Source organism: Candidatus Brachybacter algidus (genome assembly GCF_016707225.1).
GTDB lineage: Bacteria > Bacteroidota > Bacteroidia > Chitinophagales > Saprospiraceae > Parvibacillus > Parvibacillus algidus.
On sequence record NZ_JADJID010000001.1, the window covers coordinates 602,087 to 619,821 of the forward strand.

General features: G+C 36.2%; 15 protein-coding genes and 1 tRNA gene. 5 read left to right on the forward strand and 11 right to left on the reverse strand.

The annotated features are described in order from the left end of the window. Positions 1-247: 247 nt before the first annotated feature. Positions 248-2,689: a glycoside hydrolase family 9 protein gene (locus IPI15_RS02415; RefSeq protein ID WP_287400491.1), complete on the reverse strand. Its 2,442-nt coding sequence runs from the start codon at positions 2,687-2,689 to the stop codon at positions 248-250. 218 nt (positions 2,690-2,907) lie between these two features. On the opposite strand from IPI15_RS02415, the gene IPI15_RS02420 reads away from it, so the two are divergent. After that, positions 2,908-3,777, forward strand: coding sequence for a sulfite exporter TauE/SafE family protein (locus IPI15_RS02420; protein WP_287400492.1), 870 nt, complete (start codon positions 2,908-2,910; stop codon positions 3,775-3,777). Positions 3,778-3,808: 31 nt separating this feature from the next. Here the strand turns inward: IPI15_RS02420 and IPI15_RS02425 are convergent, their stop codons facing one another. The 3 genes from IPI15_RS02425 to rplU all read right to left on the reverse strand — a co-directional run bounded on the left by IPI15_RS02425 (position 3,809) and on the right by rplU (position 5,470). Then, on the reverse strand, positions 3,809-4,699 hold the full coding sequence (locus tag IPI15_RS02425) for an IS1595 family transposase (protein ID WP_287419076.1): 891 nt from the start codon (positions 4,697-4,699) through the stop codon (positions 3,809-3,811). 167 nt (positions 4,700-4,866) lie between these two features. Then, positions 4,867-5,124, reverse strand: a complete 258-nt coding sequence (gene rpmA, locus IPI15_RS02430) for a 50S ribosomal protein L27 (RefSeq protein WP_287400496.1) — start codon at positions 5,122-5,124, stop codon at positions 4,867-4,869. Between the two features lie 34 nt (positions 5,125-5,158). After that, positions 5,159-5,470 carry a 50S ribosomal protein L21 gene (gene rplU / locus IPI15_RS02435; RefSeq protein ID WP_287400497.1) on the reverse strand — a complete coding sequence of 104 codons (312 nt, stop codon included), beginning with the start codon at positions 5,468-5,470 and terminating at the stop codon, positions 5,159-5,161. Between the two features lie 136 nt (positions 5,471-5,606). Between rplU and IPI15_RS02440 the strand changes: the two genes are divergently transcribed. After that, positions 5,607-7,124 carry a T9SS type A sorting domain-containing protein gene (locus IPI15_RS02440; RefSeq protein WP_287400498.1) on the forward strand — a complete coding sequence of 506 codons (1,518 nt, stop codon included), beginning with the start codon at positions 5,607-5,609 and terminating at the stop codon, positions 7,122-7,124. Between the two features lie 255 nt (positions 7,125-7,379). Here IPI15_RS02440 and IPI15_RS02445 read toward each other — a convergent pair whose 3' ends face one another. Continuing rightward, complete coding sequence (locus tag IPI15_RS02445) at positions 7,380-8,378, reverse strand: Smr/MutS family protein (protein ID WP_287400500.1); 999 nt, start codon at positions 8,376-8,378, stop codon at positions 7,380-7,382. Positions 8,379-8,663: 285 nt separating this feature from the next. On the opposite strand from IPI15_RS02445, the gene queE reads away from it, so the two are divergent. Further along, positions 8,664-9,299 (forward strand): 7-carboxy-7-deazaguanine synthase, encoded by a 636-nt coding sequence (gene queE, locus IPI15_RS02450; RefSeq protein ID WP_353738729.1) that lies wholly within the window; start codon positions 8,664-8,666, stop codon positions 9,297-9,299. A gap of 99 nt (positions 9,300-9,398) precedes the next feature. After that, complete coding sequence (hutU, locus tag IPI15_RS02455; protein ID WP_287400502.1) at positions 9,399-11,423, forward strand: urocanate hydratase; 2,025 nt, start codon at positions 9,399-9,401, stop codon at positions 11,421-11,423. A 231-nt stretch (positions 11,424-11,654) separates the two neighbouring features. On the opposite strand, the gene IPI15_RS02460 is transcribed toward hutU, so the two are convergent. Both IPI15_RS02460 and IPI15_RS02465 read right to left on the reverse strand, forming a co-directional pair. Then, on the reverse strand, positions 11,655-12,203 hold the full coding sequence (locus IPI15_RS02460) for a DUF4142 domain-containing protein (protein ID WP_287400503.1): 549 nt from the start codon (positions 12,201-12,203) through the stop codon (positions 11,655-11,657). Between the two features lie 168 nt (positions 12,204-12,371). Next, positions 12,372-12,593: a PspC family transcriptional regulator gene (locus IPI15_RS02465; RefSeq protein WP_287400504.1), complete on the reverse strand. Its 222-nt coding sequence runs from the start codon at positions 12,591-12,593 to the stop codon at positions 12,372-12,374. A gap of 183 nt (positions 12,594-12,776) precedes the next feature. Between IPI15_RS02465 and IPI15_RS02470 the strand changes: the two genes are divergently transcribed. Then, positions 12,777-12,859: transfer RNA gene (locus tag IPI15_RS02470), tRNA-Leu, on the forward strand. Positions 12,860-12,864: 5 nt separating this feature from the next. On the opposite strand, the gene IPI15_RS02475 is transcribed toward IPI15_RS02470, so the two are convergent. From IPI15_RS02475 to IPI15_RS02485, 4 genes are all read right to left on the reverse strand, one after another. Beyond that, positions 12,865-14,985 carry a PQQ-dependent sugar dehydrogenase gene (locus tag IPI15_RS02475; RefSeq protein WP_287419078.1) on the reverse strand — a complete coding sequence of 707 codons (2,121 nt, stop codon included), beginning with the start codon at positions 14,983-14,985 and terminating at the stop codon, positions 12,865-12,867. 637 nt (positions 14,986-15,622) lie between these two features. Then, a complete protein-coding gene (locus tag IPI15_RS02480; protein WP_287419477.1) occupies positions 15,623-16,060 on the reverse strand; it encodes an amidoligase family protein in 438 nt (145 codons plus the stop codon). Continuing rightward, complete coding sequence (locus IPI15_RS19745; protein WP_287400508.1) at positions 16,015-16,131, reverse strand: DUF2158 domain-containing protein; 117 nt, start codon at positions 16,129-16,131, stop codon at positions 16,015-16,017. Before IPI15_RS19745 ends, IPI15_RS02480 begins: the two co-directional genes overlap by 46 nt. A 127-nt stretch (positions 16,132-16,258) precedes the next feature. Continuing rightward, positions 16,259-17,653, reverse strand: coding sequence for a T9SS type A sorting domain-containing protein (locus IPI15_RS02485; RefSeq protein ID WP_287400509.1), 1,395 nt, complete (start codon positions 17,651-17,653; stop codon positions 16,259-16,261). Positions 17,654-17,735: the final 82 nt, after the last annotated feature.

Genomic DNA, 17,735 nt, shown 5'->3' on the forward strand with positions numbered 1-17,735 from the left:
ATCTTGCTATTCATGGAAGAGCCTTTATTGAAAAAATACTTATGTATATACCCTAGCTGGCAGAGGGGTGGCGGCAGCCGGGGTGTTAATTGTTGCAATGCTTCCGTTGTTTTAATAAACAATTAGAACTAAATCTAAAATATTTATCAACGATTTACATGATAGAGTTTTAGAGAACTTAAAGACCCTTTGGTAAGTGGAGGCTTTAATATTCATTTTAAAATTAATTGTTTTACAGTAACTACTATCAAATTCCCTGAATAAATATTTTCTCGACGATCGGATTTGAATCACTTTTTGAAATTTGAACGAAGTAAAATCCAGTGTTCCATTTATCTGTTTTGATAGAGATCTCAGCTGAATTGGAATAATTATTCTTGTAAACCACATTTCCTACCATATCCAGAATACTTACTTCCATTGATTTCGATAAGGCAGATTTGCCTAAACGAATCTTCAGCGTATTTGAGGCATAATCCTGAATTACCTGAATGTTTTTTTCAGCACTCCATTTCACAGATTGTACTTTTGAGAATTCTGAATTTCCATCCTGAGTATAAATTTTTAGCCGATAAAATAATCGTTCGGCATCTGAGAGCGGTTTGTCAATGATTGAAAAACTCTCTTTACTATTGGCACCTTTATTAAATACTGTCTGAAAATTGGTAACGTCTTCACTTCTTTGTACTTCATAACTAACTGCATTTTCCATTGCTGTCCATCGAATTTCAACACCATTATTTTTCGGATTAACAATGAAGTCAAGCGTATTGGTGGCAAGAATAATTGCCTCACACATGCCTTGGTCAGATGTGCCGATGACACTCGATAATAGATTAATATAGGCAGCTTGCACATAAATACTTGGTTCCGTGATCTCCCAACTATTTTCATTCATTGTACCATTCCAACCTGTATTCCAATCTTTATAAGATTTTTGTCTAGGTTGACCTTGAGGTGGACTAATTCCTCCCACACTGAAATCACCGTTTGCTCCTCCGGTAATGTAGCCGGGAGGTGGCCCAAATGGTGAAGTCAACGCATTATCAAACTGAGTGCCATCACCGAACCAACCATGGTATATTTCATTGGCGCATTTTTCAGCGTGCAGATCATACATGTTACTCAGGAAAGTCATTCCCAGTGGATTTACACCATGGAAATAATGGAGGTATTCGCTTGCCAGGAAATAATAGTTGTCATGATCAGATGTATTAAGATTATTTGTAATATAATCAATTTGCTGTGCTCCAATATATGCCTTTACCTGATTACTGCCCCAATGATATTGAGCATCAGGCATGTGAGATCTGTAGAGATCCTGATTGTTAAGGTATTCATTTAAGCCCATACCTGTGCCGCTATTTGCTTTAGAATTTCTGATGTTATTTTTGATTGTAGCATTAACTGAAGGAAGGGAGGCATAGAATAATAAAGCTCTGCCATATTCAGTATCATAAGGACCCCACCAACCTGAAGACATCGGATTGATGTTACTGTATCTTGAGTTTACAAAATCACTATAAATCGAGTTGCCCGTGGCAGCATATAGATATATTGCTGCGGCCATAGCATATTGCATCTGAGTGGTGGCATCCATATCTGCATCACCGGATTTAATATCTCCATTGTCGCATGATTGTTGAAATGAGGTGAAGTTTGAAGTAGTACCTGAAGCTCTGGTCCAGGCATTTTGAGCTCTGGTCAGTAAATCATTGGCAAAGGCAGTTTGTCCGGGAAGGTTGATGAAAGTTTTATAAGCAGAAGCGAAAATTACAGCTCCACAGATAGTGGCACTGCTGCATTCAGGTATATAGTACCGAGGGCACACGTCAGCTGAAGGAGGACTATTTACGCAAGAATAGGAATCTGCTCCTACTTTTAATAAGAGACCATTTGTTCCACTTCCATCTTGCATTTTCTTCAACCATTCCAATTCGAATTTTACTTCATCCATGATATCAGGAATGCCATTTCCGGATTCGGGGATGTTATTGTTATCGCCAAATACATTTGGAAATTTATTGTAACTATCTAAAAGTGAAAGCATTGGCAAGGTACAGAAGGTGACATATTTATTCATATCACCTGCATCAAACCAGCCACCGCTAACATCTCTGGCTGTACTTGCATTGCTTTTGTCCAGGCTACTTCTGGCGAATTTATCCTGATTGCTTCCCTCATAAGCTGCGGCATCCGTATATTCTGGGGCTGCAAATGGTGTATTTTTTGCAAAATTGCACCTTTGATAAAAGTATGTTCTTGAAACTGCCCTTAACGCATCATTATAGACATTAGATCCTATGAAGAATTGTCCGCTTCCGACATTGTTACTTACATCAAATATGTAATATATTCCCGGATCATTTACACTAGAAAAATCAAAATACCATCCTTTGTCGCCGGATTGTCCGTGGGTAGCTCCTCCATTCCATGAAGAGATTGCTCCTTGAAAGACCACTGTATTTGTATTCCAATCCCTCACCTGATAATTATTACTTGTGGTGCCTGGATTGAATGAATCAGCGCTATTGAAGCCAATTATTGGATCAGTGATCACAGCAATTTTTCGTGCATCGCATAAGTAGCCGAATTGATCGACTTTTATGAATTGAGTAATATTTGCCGGCTGGCCAATCACCACTGCCTGGGAAATTATAAATAAAATAAATAGAGTAGCAACTTTCATGGACATTATATGAAAGGTTAGAGAAAATTATTAATCGAAGGGGAATAGCAAAAGTAATGAATTCGAAACAAAAAAGGTTGGCAATTTTTAGTTTAAATGAATTATTGCCTGAAACAACTATAATATGTTCAGTATTGATCATTCTTTTGTGAAAAATTAATATTAAAATTTAGTTTTATTATAAAAAGCAAATGTTAGTTTTACATAAAAGATGATGAATGTTTGAACACATTACGAATAAGCATATATCGCGTGTAATAATAATAATTAAGAGTGCCTTAGTGTTAGTTCTTGCATTCAAGTTATGGCAAGCTTCACAGAGTGGATATCAGTTGAATATTGACCGAGAATTTTTTATATTTCTGGCAGTAGGTTTTATTGCTGAAATCGTTGATGGCGCGTTGGGAATGGCATATGGTGTGATCTGTTCGAGTTTTTTGATTTATTTTGGAGTGCCCCCTGCATTGACGTCATCTGCGGTCCATACTTCAGAAGTTTTCACGACGGGGGTTTCGGGGTTATCGCATTTACATTTTAAAAATGTAGATAAAGAGTTGTTTTTCAAGTTGGTCATAACTGGGGTAGTTGGTTCAATCATTGGCGCTTATGCATTATCGAAGTTACTGGATGGAGATGTGATAAAGCCCTTCATATCAGCATATTTGTTGTTCATCGGAATTCGCATTTTATATCAGCAGATAAGAAAAATAGAAATAGCCGCGCGACCTTTGAAGCATGTGCCATTTCTTGGTTTTGCGGGAGGCGCTCTAGATGCAATAGGAGGTGGAGGTTGGGGACCATTGGTGACATCAACAATATTGAGTAGGGGAGGAGCGAATGCGAAGCATACTATCGGAACGGTAAACACTGCAGAATTTTTTGTCACATTTGCGAGTACCGGTATATTTTTGTTGTTGGTCGGAGTGGCTAGTTTTAAGATAATACTAGCGCTCATTATAGGAGGGGTGGTGGCTGCACCGATCGGTGCCTATGTGGTGAAACAGGTGAGGCAGAGTGTGTTGCTGTATATTGTGGGTTCTGTTTTGGTTATAGTGTCGGCGTTGTCGTTGTGGAATTATTTTTGGTAGGGGTGATTACTAAAATCCACGAAGTAGGCACTTAAACAATAAACGTCTTATAAGGCGCTGGTTTGTGTCTTACCATCCTGCCAAGTAAATCATCAATTATTTCTTCCTTCATTAAATGTCTATTGTGCCGATAGCAATATTCATCCAGATATTGTTGTAAATATTTAACATTGCAGTGTATTGTGGTGATCCAATTTTTTAAGCAGTTTACTACTCTTTTGGAGGTGCTGCTGTTCATTTTGGTATTTGAAGAATCGAAGAGTTCAACCATCAAACCTTCTGATTTTAAATTATTGAAGGGACTTTTATCTATTGCATGTATTGTTGCGTCAAGTGAAACTTTTTTAAGAATGAATTTTCTGCAAATATCTACTCCAAGATCTTGTAGCTCAGTCGCATAAATACGACTAGCCCCTAGTGATTTCTTTTCAATTGCTATCAGGACTTTTTGCGTTGTATCCTTAAGTTCTCTATCTTCTTTTTTAGAAATGTGGCCTATTTCAAATTCTACAATTTCGACATTGCCTTCCAATGGGTGCCTGTTTGTACTTTCCATGGCCCTCATTATTTTCTGTTTAAATAGCCAACACGTCTTTTGTCGTAATTGAAGTGTTCTCGCCAATTGACAAGAAGAAATTCCCTTCTTGTTTGTGGCCAAAAAGTAAACTATTTGGAAGGCTTTGACAAGTGAAAACTTGATCTTATGGAATATGGTGCCCGAGGTAGGGCTTTCAATGTATGAACATCGGCTACATTGCCTATCATATAATCTTACAGCTTTGCAATATTTTTTGTTTCCGCAATGTCCGCATGCGTATTCATTGCCCCATTTAAGTTGAACCAGGTGTTCAAAGCAATCATTTTCTGTCCCGAATTTTGATAAGAAATGGGCTATGGACAGACTTTTGAATTTCTTTTCCATGATTTGGTGTTTGAAGTAAGAAAAACGAAGTTAGCAAAAAGTTTTTATTGCGCAACCGCCTACTTCAAATTTTTTGAGAATTCCTCCCCCCAACCCCACAAAAAAAAGCCTCGATAAGATCTCTTACCGAAGCTTTATATTTCAAAATAACTTTTTTAAACCGAAGTCTATGAAGCCATTACGATTTCTACGAATGTACGGTCTTTCTTTCCTTTCTTGAAAGCAACCACACCATCTGTTAATGCAAATAGGGTAAAGTCTCTACCGCAACCTACATTTAGTCCCGGGTGAAATTTTGTACCTCTTTGACGAACTAGGATATTACCTGCGATAACAGCCTGACCACCAAATTTCTTTACACCCAATCTTTTACTCTTACTATCACGTCCGTTATCCGAACTACCGACACCTTTCTTATGAGCCATTTTCTTTTACTTTTAGTTAGTTAAAAAAATTAGATTACCCTATCGAGTCAATCTGGAGGTGAGTAAATTGTTGTCTATGACCTTTCTTAAGTCTGTAACCTTTTCTTCTCTTCTTTTTGAAGACGATTACTTTATCACCCTTAACTTCTTGAGTGATCACGGTAGCAGAAACTGCAACACCACTCACACCTGGAGTACCGACAACTACATTTCCACCATCACTTGTTAAAAGTACCTGGTCGAATGTTAATTTATCGCCTTCCTTTGCATCTAACCGGTGGACGAAGATCTTTTGACCCCCCTCAACTTTGAATTGCTGACCGGCTATCGAAACAATAGCAAACATATTTTTAAATTTTATTTTGTTTAAAAGTGGGGCGAAGGTATGAAATTGTTTTTGAATCACAAAATGATTCCGAAAAAAAATGATGGCAGCGAAAAATTGTTTAATTCGTTATGTTTGTATAATCAAAAATCACACAATGTATAAACTTAGCCTTTTATTATTATTTCTTTTTACCATTTCTCTTGTCCATGCCCAGAAGGATCCTTTCTATTTGGAATTTAAGTCGGATGATAAATATCCTTACCAATATTCATGTATCCAATTCGCCTCGCTTAATGAGGAAGAACTAATCTACCTTAGAACTTATACGATCAAAGATACTTTCGGTCAACAAGGAATTGTCACAGGTTATGACAATTATATGGTTTTGTCGACTACGAAAGGAGATATCAAAAAGCAGATCAATATAATGAATGACTCATTACAAATGAATTGTTTGCTAGGTACAAGACATTTGGATAGGATTTTGGTATTTGGTTCTGCTTCTAAAGACTCCGTGAGCTATCTCACCACCTTTACTTTTGATCTACAATTAAATTTGATTTATTCAACGGTTACCCGCTATCCTGAGATTTTATTTAAGGAGATTTATTTTCCAATGTATAATTCCTTTGAAGACAAAAAGTATATCCTTTTGAACGACATGGTGCCTAATTACGGTGGTATTGCACTCGTATTTAATAAAGATGGAAAGTTGGAATTGGAAAAAAAAGCTCCGTTTCTGAATGGAGCGACATATGCCGGTTTTACGATGGCACCTACCAAGGATAAACTTTTATTTGTAACTAACGAAGGCGGCTTAAACAAATATTTGAAAACGTACGACTTGAATTTCAATTTTATTAATTCTAAAGTAATAACTAAAGATGTTGGTGTTGTTAACTACGATTTTCGATGGTTTGCAAATTATGTTAAAAATGGGGATGGATATATTTGTTTTGGAAAAGCCTACCGACGCACAGAAGACTCTCTGATTTATGGAAAAGTTTTAAGTGAACTGGATAGTGATTTTAATACTATTAATAAACATTATATCGACATGACTACTGAGGTCGGTTATACAGATGGGCCTCCAAGATATACTGGTGGATTGTTTAAAGGAACAGACGGGTATTATACTTGCTATGAAATAGTTGCTACCTTATCTCCACAATATACCAGTACTTTTGTCATAAATAAATATGATCTGAATCTACTACCTGTTTGGGAAAGACGTTTTATCCCTAGTGAAAATATAAAATATTGGAATTACTATGCTGAACTTTCGCCTGATAACCGCTTCATAATTTCAGGTGATGCCAATGATCAAACAGCACCTTTTTTTGAAAAAGATTTCTTGTATGGTCATATTTTCGGATTAGATGAAAATGGCAGTCTTTTATCAAATTCTCAAAAAATAAATCAATATGTTTTTCAATTCTCAATACTTGGAAACCCAGCGAAAGATCAACTTATAATAGAAAAGTTGTTCTTTGATGACAAAAATTACTCAGTAAATATTTTGGACATCCAGGGAAAAGTAATTTCAATAAATACTCAATGGTTAGGCCAGAAAATGGAAGTCAATGTGAATTCTTTAAATCCCGGAACATTTGTATGTCAGATCTTGGAAGGAAATAACATTAAGTATGTAGGTAAGTTTGTAAAGCTTTAAATCTCCATAAAAAGGCAGAAATCAGAAGTCAGAAATCAGAAGTCAGAAATTAGAATGGCTTTCTCCAAACGTTTTATTATCCATTACGCATTATTTATCTTACTTCATTTATCAAATGAATTCATAATGTCACCACCTTCGGGGTTTTGGGATTCTTATGCATTTGATTTTCTATAATAATGTCAACCTTTCAGGTTTTTTGTTTCACCATTACCCATTACCCATTACCCATTACCCATTACCCATTACCCATTCCTAGTAAAGCCACACCTCCGTCGCTCCAAATCCATAACTCGGATGAAATTCATTCTTAAAAGTATTTACCCCGGGATGCATTACCAATCTTGTAGCGATTTCATTTTTCAACTTACCATTGCCTAATCCATGAACGATAAAGACTTGATTTATACCAAGCTTGATCGCCTTTTCAATATATTCATCAAATATTTTTAATTGATAGGGTAACAAGTCTCCCTTTTTGACTTTAGAAGGATCTGAATGAATATTTTCAATATGTAAATCAAGCACAATATCAAAATTAGCCCTTTCAATTAACTTTTTTGAAGGATCCTTTTTTTTAACTACACCCGGAGAAAGCCTTTGCTCAGCTTTAGTATACCCTGCAAGAGACTGACTTTCAATTTGCTTTTCTTTTAATTTTGGCTGTAAATAATATAGGCTTCCTGTAGAATTAACGATTGCGATGGAGCCATGTTTTTTGAAAAATGCTGCCGGTTTAATAATGAGGTCAAACTGGTATTTTGATATCGGGTCATGCTCTGCAAACCAATCTATCTCAAATGTAGGAGATTGCTCGAGTGACTCGAAAGAAATGTGGTGGATTAAATCGATGCCTCCGGGTTCCAACTTTCCTTTGATTTGGTGAGGCGTAGCCTTATTTGTGAAATAATTCAAGTCAAAATGTAACTTATTGTTCGAGTGATTGTATAAAAACACAGGCAAATTACTTTCCGGATTCAATTGTCCCATCTTATATTGAACTATAAGGTATAGCCCTTCTTTGAGGTCTTCTTTGTGAAATGTACTTGTGATTGTCGTAGGTGCAAACACTGTCTGTTCCTGTCTGGGCCTATTATCCTGCAGCACTGGAGCGATATCACTCGCAAATGCAGGCATCTCCTCTTTATCTGAATCCATTCGTATATAGACCAATTCCTCGCCAACAAGTTTTGTGATTTTTGCGGTCTCTCCTGTAGGTAAATAGATGACCTTATCTCCTTTGTTGTATTTCATGCTGATTAAATTGAAAAGCTGTGATTTAGTTTATTTAAATGCAAAGTTAATCCATTATTTATTCCTTATTTGCGCGTAATAAAAGACGAAAGATTGATTTATAATTGTTATTTAATTGCTGGTTTAATCAAGAACCGCTAACGGCCTTCTGTTCACTCAAACATCAAACATCAAACTCCAAACTCCAAACTTTTAATTTCTGACTACTGATCACTGACCACTGACAAACTGACCACTGATTTCTGACTTAATTCCCTACCTTTGCGCAAAATTTGCATACAAGCCATGACTATTTATAAAGTCAAAGAAATATATTATACGATTCAAGGTGAGGGTCGCCATGCCGGCAGGCCAATGGTTTTTTGTCGTTTTGCAGGTTGTAACCTTTGGAACGGCAGAGAAAAGGATCGTTTAAATGCTGTTTGTAAATTCTGTGACACCGATTTCATTGGAACAGATGGAGAAAATGGGGGTAAATACTCAGCTTCAGAATTATCTCAGAAAATTATCAGTTTGTGGCCACAGGATAGTCCAGAACAAGTGGCAGTGGTCTGCACAGGAGGTGAACCACTGCTGCAAATGGATGACGAACTTGTTCAATATATGCATAAAGCCGGCATTTATATTGCTATTGAATCAAATGGTACGATCAAGGCGCCCAAGGGTATTGATTGGATCTGTGTTAGCCCTAAAGGTGATGCCACTTTAAACCAAATCTCCGGAGATGAATTGAAGCTTGTTTACCCCCAAATTGAAAATACTCCAAATGATTTTCAAGAACTTGATTTTAAGCATTTTTACATCCAACCACTCGATGATCCTCAATGGGTTGAAAATACAAAATCATCTATTGAATTTGTTAAAAACAACCCTAAGTGGAAGCTGAGTACCCAAACGCACAAGTATCTGAATATTCCTTGATATTTTAGAATATTGATAATACAATCATTATTCCCTCATTTTAAATGAGATTTGGCTAAAAAGGTCTTTATTTTGCACTTTATATTAAATTCTACTATTATGATTGAGGATCTTAGCGCTTTCCAAACTGCCATTAAACATGGTATTCCGGATATCTTACCCACTAAATATTCTTTCGATGCCACTGTATCTCATGCACCCGTTCGAAATCTTGATGGAGTGCTAACAAAGGAAGAACGTTTATTGGCCATCTCTAATGCACTTAGATATTTTAAGCAAGAATTTCATGCTGTTTTAGCAAAGGAATTTGCAGATGAATTGGACACTTATGGCAGGATTTATATGTATCGATTTTTGCCCTCATATCGAATGTATTCCCGACCTGTTGATCAATATCCTGCCAAGTGTCACCAAGCTGCGGCTATCATGTTGATGATCCAGAATAATCTTGATCATAAAGTTGCAAAGCACCCACATGAACTCATCACCTATGGAGGAAATGGTGCGGTTTTTCAGAATTGGGCGCAATATTTATTGGTAATGAAATATTTGTCCGTAATGACGGATGAGCAAACATTAGTGCTTTATTCAGGACATCCGCTAGGTTTATTTCCAAGTCACAAAGATGCTCCGAGAGTAGTTGTGACCAACGGTATGATGATACCAAATCATTCTTCCAAGAATGATTGGAATAAATACAATGCGCTCGGCGTCACTCAATATGGGCAGATGACCGCAGGGTCTTTTATGTACATCGGTCCACAAGGGATTGTTCATGGAACTACGATCACTTTGCTCAATGCAGGTCGAATGCTTGGTTTGGGAGAAAATTTGCGTGGAAAAGTTTTCCTAACATCTGGTCTTGGAGGAATGTCAGGAGCACAGGCCTTAGCAGGCATCATCACTGAAGCTGTTACTATCATTGCAGAGACTGATAAAGATGCTGTAGACCAAAGAGTTGCCGATGGGTATATTTTTAGAGAAAATGTGTATACAGACCTTGTCGCATGCATAAGTCACTTAGAAAGGGCGAGAGCAGAAAAGGTTGTGATTACCCTCATATACCATGGAAACGTAGTTGACTTACTGGAATATTTTGTAGAAAACAATATTAAAATAGAACTTGGTTCTGATCAGACTTCTCTTCACAATATTGATGACATGGGATATACACCAGTTGGCTATTCTTTTGAGGAAGCGAAAAAATTGATGTTGTCAGATAGGATAGGCTTCAAATCTGCTGTAGAGAAATCCCTCATAAGGCATGTTAAAGCGGTCAATGCGCTCACTTCAAAAGGAATGTATTTTTGGGATTATGGTAATGCCTTCTTAAAAGAGGCTGGAAAAGCAGGTGCAGATGTATTTGCTCAAGGGAGTGATGTGAAATATAGATATCCTAGCTACGTAGAAGATATCATGGGACCATTATGTTTTGATTATGGCTTTGGACCATTCCGGTGGGTGTGCACCAGTGCCTTGCAAGAAGATCTGGATTTAACTGATAAAATAGCTGAATCTGTCATTTTAGAACTTATCAAATCCGCCGATAATGATATCATACCTCAATTAAATGATAACCTTCAATGGATACGGAATGCAAAGGAACAAATTCCTGTGGTAGGTTCGAAATCCAGAATACTTTATGCTGATGCCGAAGGTAGAATCGCTATAGCAAAGGCTTTTAATAACGCAATTAATCAAGGAGCACTTAGTGGTCCGGTAGTGTTGGGCCGTGATCATCATGATGTATCCGGTACGGATTCACCTTATCGGGAAACTTCCAATATTTATGATGGTTCATCTTTTACTGCAGATATGGCTGTGCATAATGTCATTGGTGACAGTTTCAGAGGAGCCACTTGGGTCTCTATCCACAATGGTGGTGGAGTAGGGTGGGGTGAAGTAATCAACGGTGGTTTTGGAATGGTTCTGGATGGAAGTGATGATGCCGAACGTCGTTTGACGAGTATGCTGCATTGGGATGTATATAACGGTATTGCACGCCGATCATGGGCCAGAAACGAGCATGCTATTGATACGATCAAAAAAGCAAAAGTTCGATATCCAAATATGATGATCACGGAAGTTAATCTTGTTGATAAAAGCATATTGGATGGGATTTAAGTTATAAGTGATAGGGTGATGGGTAATAGGTAATGAGTAATAGGTAATAAGATGATAATTGGATATTGCCAACAGATTATACCTTATTTCTCAACGTTATTTTATCGGTTTTACTTTCTTAATAATTGTAAACTATCTATCACGAATTTTAAAATGGTTACTGTAGGGACAGGTCGCGACATGTCCCTACTGTAACCATTTTAAAATTATCAGACTTCTGACCTCTGACACCTAATCCTTCAACCCATCCAGCTTGTCCAAATGAGACTGGATCATTGGTAAATATTCCTCCGCAAATGCCTTAATTTCAGGATCATTGAACTCTCTTGCGTTCTTAAATTCTTTAATATCTCTCTTGTGATCGATCTTCATCATTTTAATGAATTTTTTGTCAAAAGCCTTGTCGCTTTTTGCAGTGAGGTCTTTGAATCCATCCTCTTTTTCAGCACTTATAATTCGTGGAAGGGTGATTTTGCGTTTCTTGGCTAGTTTTTTGATCACTTTAAGCATTTTGGCTTGGTCGCTTTCCATTAATTGGCCATAGGCACGAATCTCAGATGTAGTTCCTTTCAGCACTGCCAACTTTCCTTGTTTCATGCCCATCATACGCCCATCAGCAGCGCTGACCAGGAAATCTGCAATATCCTTATTGACCTTGCCCTTCTCTGCTTTTGCTGCATTTTTTCGCTCTACCCTGACTTCGTTTTTATTTGGCTCTATTGTTTTGCAGGCAAAAAGAAATGTAATAGCGTATAGGAAAAATAATGATCTGTATTTCATCTCGTGGTTTTTAGTTTTAAAAGAATGCTGATTGATTCATAACAAACAGAGATCGTACCTTGTTTATTACTGAGGGTTAAGTTAAATATTAGATAAATTTGGAACATACGGACATAATCCCTTGAAAGACAGAGATTGTTATTCCCGTAGAATATGATGGATTAAGATCTATTCCCAGACGGCTTTACTATTCCTTTTCAAGTACTTTCTGATATTGACCCAAAATGCCAAGAAGAGATACATGAGGATAGAGGATCCAAGGGTTGCGCACGAAAGATAAATAAAGTAAAGTCTTACTCTGCTGGTAGCAATACCCATTTTCTCCCCGATATAAGTGCAAACACCAAAGGCAGATTTTTCAAGTATATTTTTAAATTCAGATTCGGCCATACCACACTTTACTTCTAATGTTGAAGTGCAAATTTAATGTAATAAGTGAAAATATTTTTATTTTATCCAATGGTTTTTTACCTTCACGCCCTTGTTTAAAAAAATGGTATGAGAAGTTATACCAAACATGAACTAAAAAACAAAGGATGTAAATTTACATTGCATCCTTTGTTATCAATTCATGCCCACGTGGTGAAATTGGTAGACATGCAGTCTTGAGGGGGCTGTGGACTATGTCCGTGCCGGTTCGAATCCGGCCGTGGGCACCTTATTAATTTTTTATGATCTTTTTTACAAACTGATCCTGAGCGTCATTTATAACAATGATATAGGAGCCCGATGGCAATGAAGCCAGATTGATCTTATATAGGTCTTTGTTTCTATCTTTCTCACTCAATTCATTAAAAAATACTATCTGCCCTAGTTGATTGATCAACTTTATTGTTTTTGGCTTAGTCGTATTAGAATTGTATTTTACAATCAGATCATTCTGTGCAGGATTCGGGTATACCTCATAGGCACTTTTATCTATATCCTTTGTATTGCTCGTGCAATCGTCTACTGTAATATAAATAGAATCCACAGCTGTACATCCTGGAACAGGTGTATATGTAAAGTAAATTTTATGTACTCCGACGCCTGCTACCTGCGGATAAAAAGTATCTCCTGAAATCCCTGGTCCACTAAAGGCACCCTCTTCAGGTTCTGCTTCCAAGTCCAGCGGTGCTCCTTGAAGGCACTGATGGGGTGGTGCGGATATTATATTTGTTTCTGCCTCTCTAACTATTTTTATGTTTTGTACGTCAAAGCCTGAGCACCCTTCTGCGTCTTCATAAAAATAAGTGATTGAAAAAACGCCAATATTACTCACAGCAGGATTGAAAACATTACCTTCCATGCCTGTTCCTATGAATACTCCACCTGATGGATTGCCATTAAGAACGAGAGGTGCGCCATTGATGCAATATTCTACAGGTAAGTCAAGGAGATCCACTGGAATTGCCTCATTTTTATTTAAAGAAAAGGGCTTAAGAGATATTGCACTGCATGCATCAGATCTGAAAACTACGGTGTATTCACCTGCTTCATTCACTGTCAAAGTATCTGTGTTACTCTCATCAATCTCCTCACCATCAAGATACCAGGTATACGTACCGTTTTCAAAAGTAGGTGCGTATAATTCAACACTTTCTATTCCACATCCCACATGGTCATTATCTCCACTGATCAATAGGTCAGTGGTGCACAATGGAAATGTATCAATTCTATAGATAGAGCCATTGTCTCTGGATACATATATATTTTTGTTCAAATCATAGCCGAATGCTACGAAATTGCTGAATTGTGGTTTAAGCAGTTCAATTGTCTCGAAAGTCTTGTCTGGTTTAATTCTTGTTCCCCAGAATTGACCTGAGCAATAATCGGCAGAAAAATAAAAACCATATAAAGATGAAGTAGAGTCTTTAATGTCTACCACACCACCTGTAATACTGCAATGTCCTTGGCTATGCGAAAATGCAGCTACAGGGAAAGTATAATTGCTTTCTTCAAGACACCCTGTTGTATTGTAAGGCGCATACCCTTCATAGCATCGCCATCCGTAATTTTTTCCACCTTGGCCTGCTTTTTCATAATCCACTTCTTCCCATTGGCCCTGGCCAACATCTGCTATCCACAGATTTCCATTTCTTTCATCAAAATTAAATCTCCATGGATTACGCATGCCCATAGCCCAAATTTCAGATCTATATTCAGTGTTTCCAACAAATGGATTATCTGGAGGCACTTGGTAGCCTGTAATAGTGCTAACATCTATCCTTAGCATTTTGCCAAGTAAACTTTGCTTATTTTGTGAGTTATTTTGTGGGTCTCCACCTGAACCGCCATCTCCTGTACCTATGTATAGATAGGAATCACTACCGAACGCGATATTGCCGCCATTGTGATTGGAAAAGGGTTGATTTATTTTCAGAATTTTCTCCTCCAGGTTTTTAACAGCTACATTAGAATCTGATGATATTTTAAATCTGGAAATGATAGTTTTCGAATCATCCTCTCCTGTATAATTCACATAAAAGTTGCCGCTCTGCTTAAAATCAGGTGGAAATGCTAATCCTAATAAACCTCGCTCTCCGCCACTTTTTACTCTATCAGTAATATTTAAAAATGGAACAGGTAAAATAGTACCGTCCGGATACCCGATTTTTATAATTCCTTTTTGTTCGACTATAAATATTCTGTCATCGTTACAATTTGCAAGACAGACAGGTGATTTTAAAGTATCGAATACTTGAACGAGTTTAATCCTTGGAAGCGGATCCTGAGCGGAAGCTTCGTTTTTGGAGATTATGAATAATAAAAAAAATGCTGTTATTTTGTAAAAGTTGACCATGTTAAAATTTTAATTGACCATAAAAATAGAAATTTTATTTCATTCAGCTACAACTATTAATAAATACTTAAAATTTGTTATATATTACAAAAATATATATAAAAAATATTCTTTATTCGCTGCAATGTATTTTTATAAATTTATCCATCAAATACAGAATGTTTTTTATTAAAAAAGCTAAATCGTTGTAAAATATTTTAACTTAATTGAAACCAAATTTTATTTTCTCCCACTAAATTATCACTGTAAAATTGCAGGATTTTGAAATATCGGTTTAATTCTAATGTATTTACGTTTAATAATTCGGCCATCAAGTGGTGCCGATCGCTGCTGATACTTTGTAATAAACATATCCGGATTTAAAAGTTTGATCTCAACCATCCTCTCGAGGCTGTGCTTTTTGGGCCGCAAAACTTTACCAATTTTTTATGGATCATAATCTCTTGGCCCTTCCTCATTTATTACAATGATTTAAATAACGAGTGATTGCAAGATGAACATAAAGTGGTTCAATCTCAGTGAGTCGCGCCTTGATTTCGGTCTTTTCGCATGACATCAAACATGTCACGGATCCTTTGAACCAATCGATAACTAGATCTCCAGTATTGGTAATATCAAAGATGGCATCAGATATCATTTACACAGGCTTAGGTGTCTGATGATACTTTATTTCTTCGAAATCAGGATTCGCAAGTGAAGCTCCATAAGGATATCTCCAAATGTTAATTCCTGAGTGCTGTCTGAACTCTACAGTACTGTATTTTAAATAAGATTGAAGGTTCAATTTATAGTATCTACCTCCGAATACCCTTGCCATTTCAGTAACTGTACTCGATGCCTCAACCTTATTCACTATATTTGAAACTGAAGTAAGATTCTTACAATAAGTATTTGTGTTTCCTCTTCTGCTCTCCGGCATGATTGCATCAAATGAATTCTCAAGATTTATATAAGACTTAACCAATGATTTGAAGTTATCTACATTTAGATCATCTGCTCCAATGTGAACATGAAAGCCGCATGATTTATTTACTTTTGCCCCTGCCTTACCAAGTGCAATGCAAACCTTTTTAATCCTGAACCAACAGTCATTAACGGGCCGCCACTTTTAAGTTTTACTAAATCTCCTGGTTTAAATTCATTCATTTGGTATTAATTTTTATTTGAAAATTAAGAAATAAAATTAACTTTTTTGTCAACAAAAACACTTCAATAATAAAAAACCTGCATTAAATTGCAGATTATCTTATTGACGGACAATAGGTTAACTATTTTATATTTTGACAAACTTGCCGGCGTTCGCAAGTTTGTTACCTATTTTTAAATTATAAAAATATATACCAGGAACATAGTTATGAATTGGAACCTTAATTTGATTATTATTGAAAATCACTTTAGAATCGTACAAGAGTACTCCTGATCCGTTAAATAATTGTAAACTACAATTGTTATAATCTATATTCGATGATGCAAATAACACTAAGTTATCAACTGCAGGATTCTGAAGGACATGAAATCCAAATGAATTTTCGTTTTCAATAACAGACAACTCTCCAAGATACTCCTCAACAGTTTCCATTCCCGGTATATCACAATCCTTATTTACCTTGATAATGGTAGTATTGATCTCACTGAAAGAATTCTCCTTAGTAGCATAACCGACGCTTAAATAATAATTTCCGTTTTCATCAATAGTTACATCTCTAATTGTAATTTCTTTATCTCTTGCAATGTATGTATTGCTACATAAAATATTCAAATCCTTATCATAACGAAGTACCAATATTCTGGAAGAACTTGTATCACCAGTTTCTTGATTTTTATAAGATAAAAAGCTAATAAAATTACCGTCGGGCTCTTCAAGTATACCTTTGTTGAAAGGTACGTATCCAAAATTTGAAGAGTGAGCTCCATGGAAAAAGATAGGAATTTCCACAGTATCTTGACTTAAAAAGTTTAGTTTTTTATCAAATTTACCAAGAATTATTTTCCTTGAAATTCCAGTATCTTGCTGATAACTTGTGCCTGCAAAAATTATATAAGTGGAGTCTTCTAATCTGTGAAATTCTGCAATACCCCAAGGTAAAATTTGATTTTGTGAAAAGCCAGTATAATCCTTAGATTTTAAAATTTTTAAATTTCGGTTTCGCAACTCCATATTCCCTCCATTATTTAAATAAAAAGTTTCAGAAGTTTGTGGAAATGCCATAATATTTTTCGAATAAAGGTAATTTCCTGGTATATTAACGGGATCTAATTTGAGTTCATTTATAAAACCTTTTTTATTATAAGAAACTTTAAACATTTGTGAAGAATCTATTTTTCGTCCCAAATTTCCCACAAGTAATATAGAATCTATTTCTATTGGAAGAATAGTTTGATAAGAACCAACATCACAAATAAAGCCAGGATTGGGTATACACCATTGATTTGTCATTTTTATTGAAGTATCTTGCAAGATGTTTAAATTGTAGTCAAATAACTTGGAGACAAATCGTATTTCATGGAAACTCATGAAATCAAAATCAACATATGTTAATAAGAAATTAGAATCAATCTTATTAATAAAAACTTTACTTCCAGCATAGGTGAATGGTACATTAACTTCATTTATTATGTTACCTTCCTTATCAATTTCCCTAAATGCAGGTTGGAATTGCTCATGCAATCCAAATCGAGGTATGTCAAAAATAAGTAAATTGTTAGTTTTATAAGAAAAAATGGCGTCATTAGAATAGTCCGGATGATCA

Coding starts and splice junctions, on each gene's coding strand:
- IPI15_RS19745 (WP_287400508.1), bottom strand. CDS start 16,131: ATGAATGAATTTAAACCAGGAGATTTAGTAAAACTTAAAAGTGGCGGC.
- IPI15_RS02445 (WP_287400500.1), bottom strand. CDS start 8,378: ATGAAATACAACAAAGGAGATAAGGTCATCTATTTACCTACAGGAGAG.
- IPI15_RS02440 (WP_287400498.1), top strand. CDS start 5,607: ATGTATAAACTTAGCCTTTTATTATTATTTCTTTTTACCATTTCTCTT.
- queE (WP_353738729.1), top strand. CDS start 8,664: ATGACTATTTATAAAGTCAAAGAAATATATTATACGATTCAAGGTGAG.
- IPI15_RS02465 (WP_287400504.1), bottom strand. CDS start 12,593: ATGGCCGAATCTGAATTTAAAAATATACTTGAAAAATCTGCCTTTGGT.
- IPI15_RS02415 (WP_287400491.1), bottom strand. CDS start 2,689: ATGAAAGTTGCTACTCTATTTATTTTATTTATAATTTCCCAGGCAGTG.
- rplU (WP_287400497.1), bottom strand. CDS start 5,470: ATGTTTGCTATTGTTTCGATAGCCGGTCAGCAATTCAAAGTTGAGGGG.
- IPI15_RS02420 (WP_287400492.1), top strand. CDS start 2,908: ATGTTTGAACACATTACGAATAAGCATATATCGCGTGTAATAATAATA.
- IPI15_RS02475 (WP_287419078.1), bottom strand. CDS start 14,985: ATGGTCAACTTTTACAAAATAACAGCATTTTTTTTATTATTCATAATC.
- rpmA (WP_287400496.1), bottom strand. CDS start 5,124: ATGGCTCATAAGAAAGGTGTCGGTAGTTCGGATAACGGACGTGATAGT.
- hutU (WP_287400502.1), top strand. CDS start 9,399: ATGATTGAGGATCTTAGCGCTTTCCAAACTGCCATTAAACATGGTATT.
- IPI15_RS02460 (WP_287400503.1), bottom strand. CDS start 12,203: ATGAAATACAGATCATTATTTTTCCTATACGCTATTACATTTCTTTTT.
- IPI15_RS02425 (WP_287419076.1), bottom strand. CDS start 4,699: ATGGAAAAGAAATTCAAAAGTCTGTCCATAGCCCATTTCTTATCAAAA.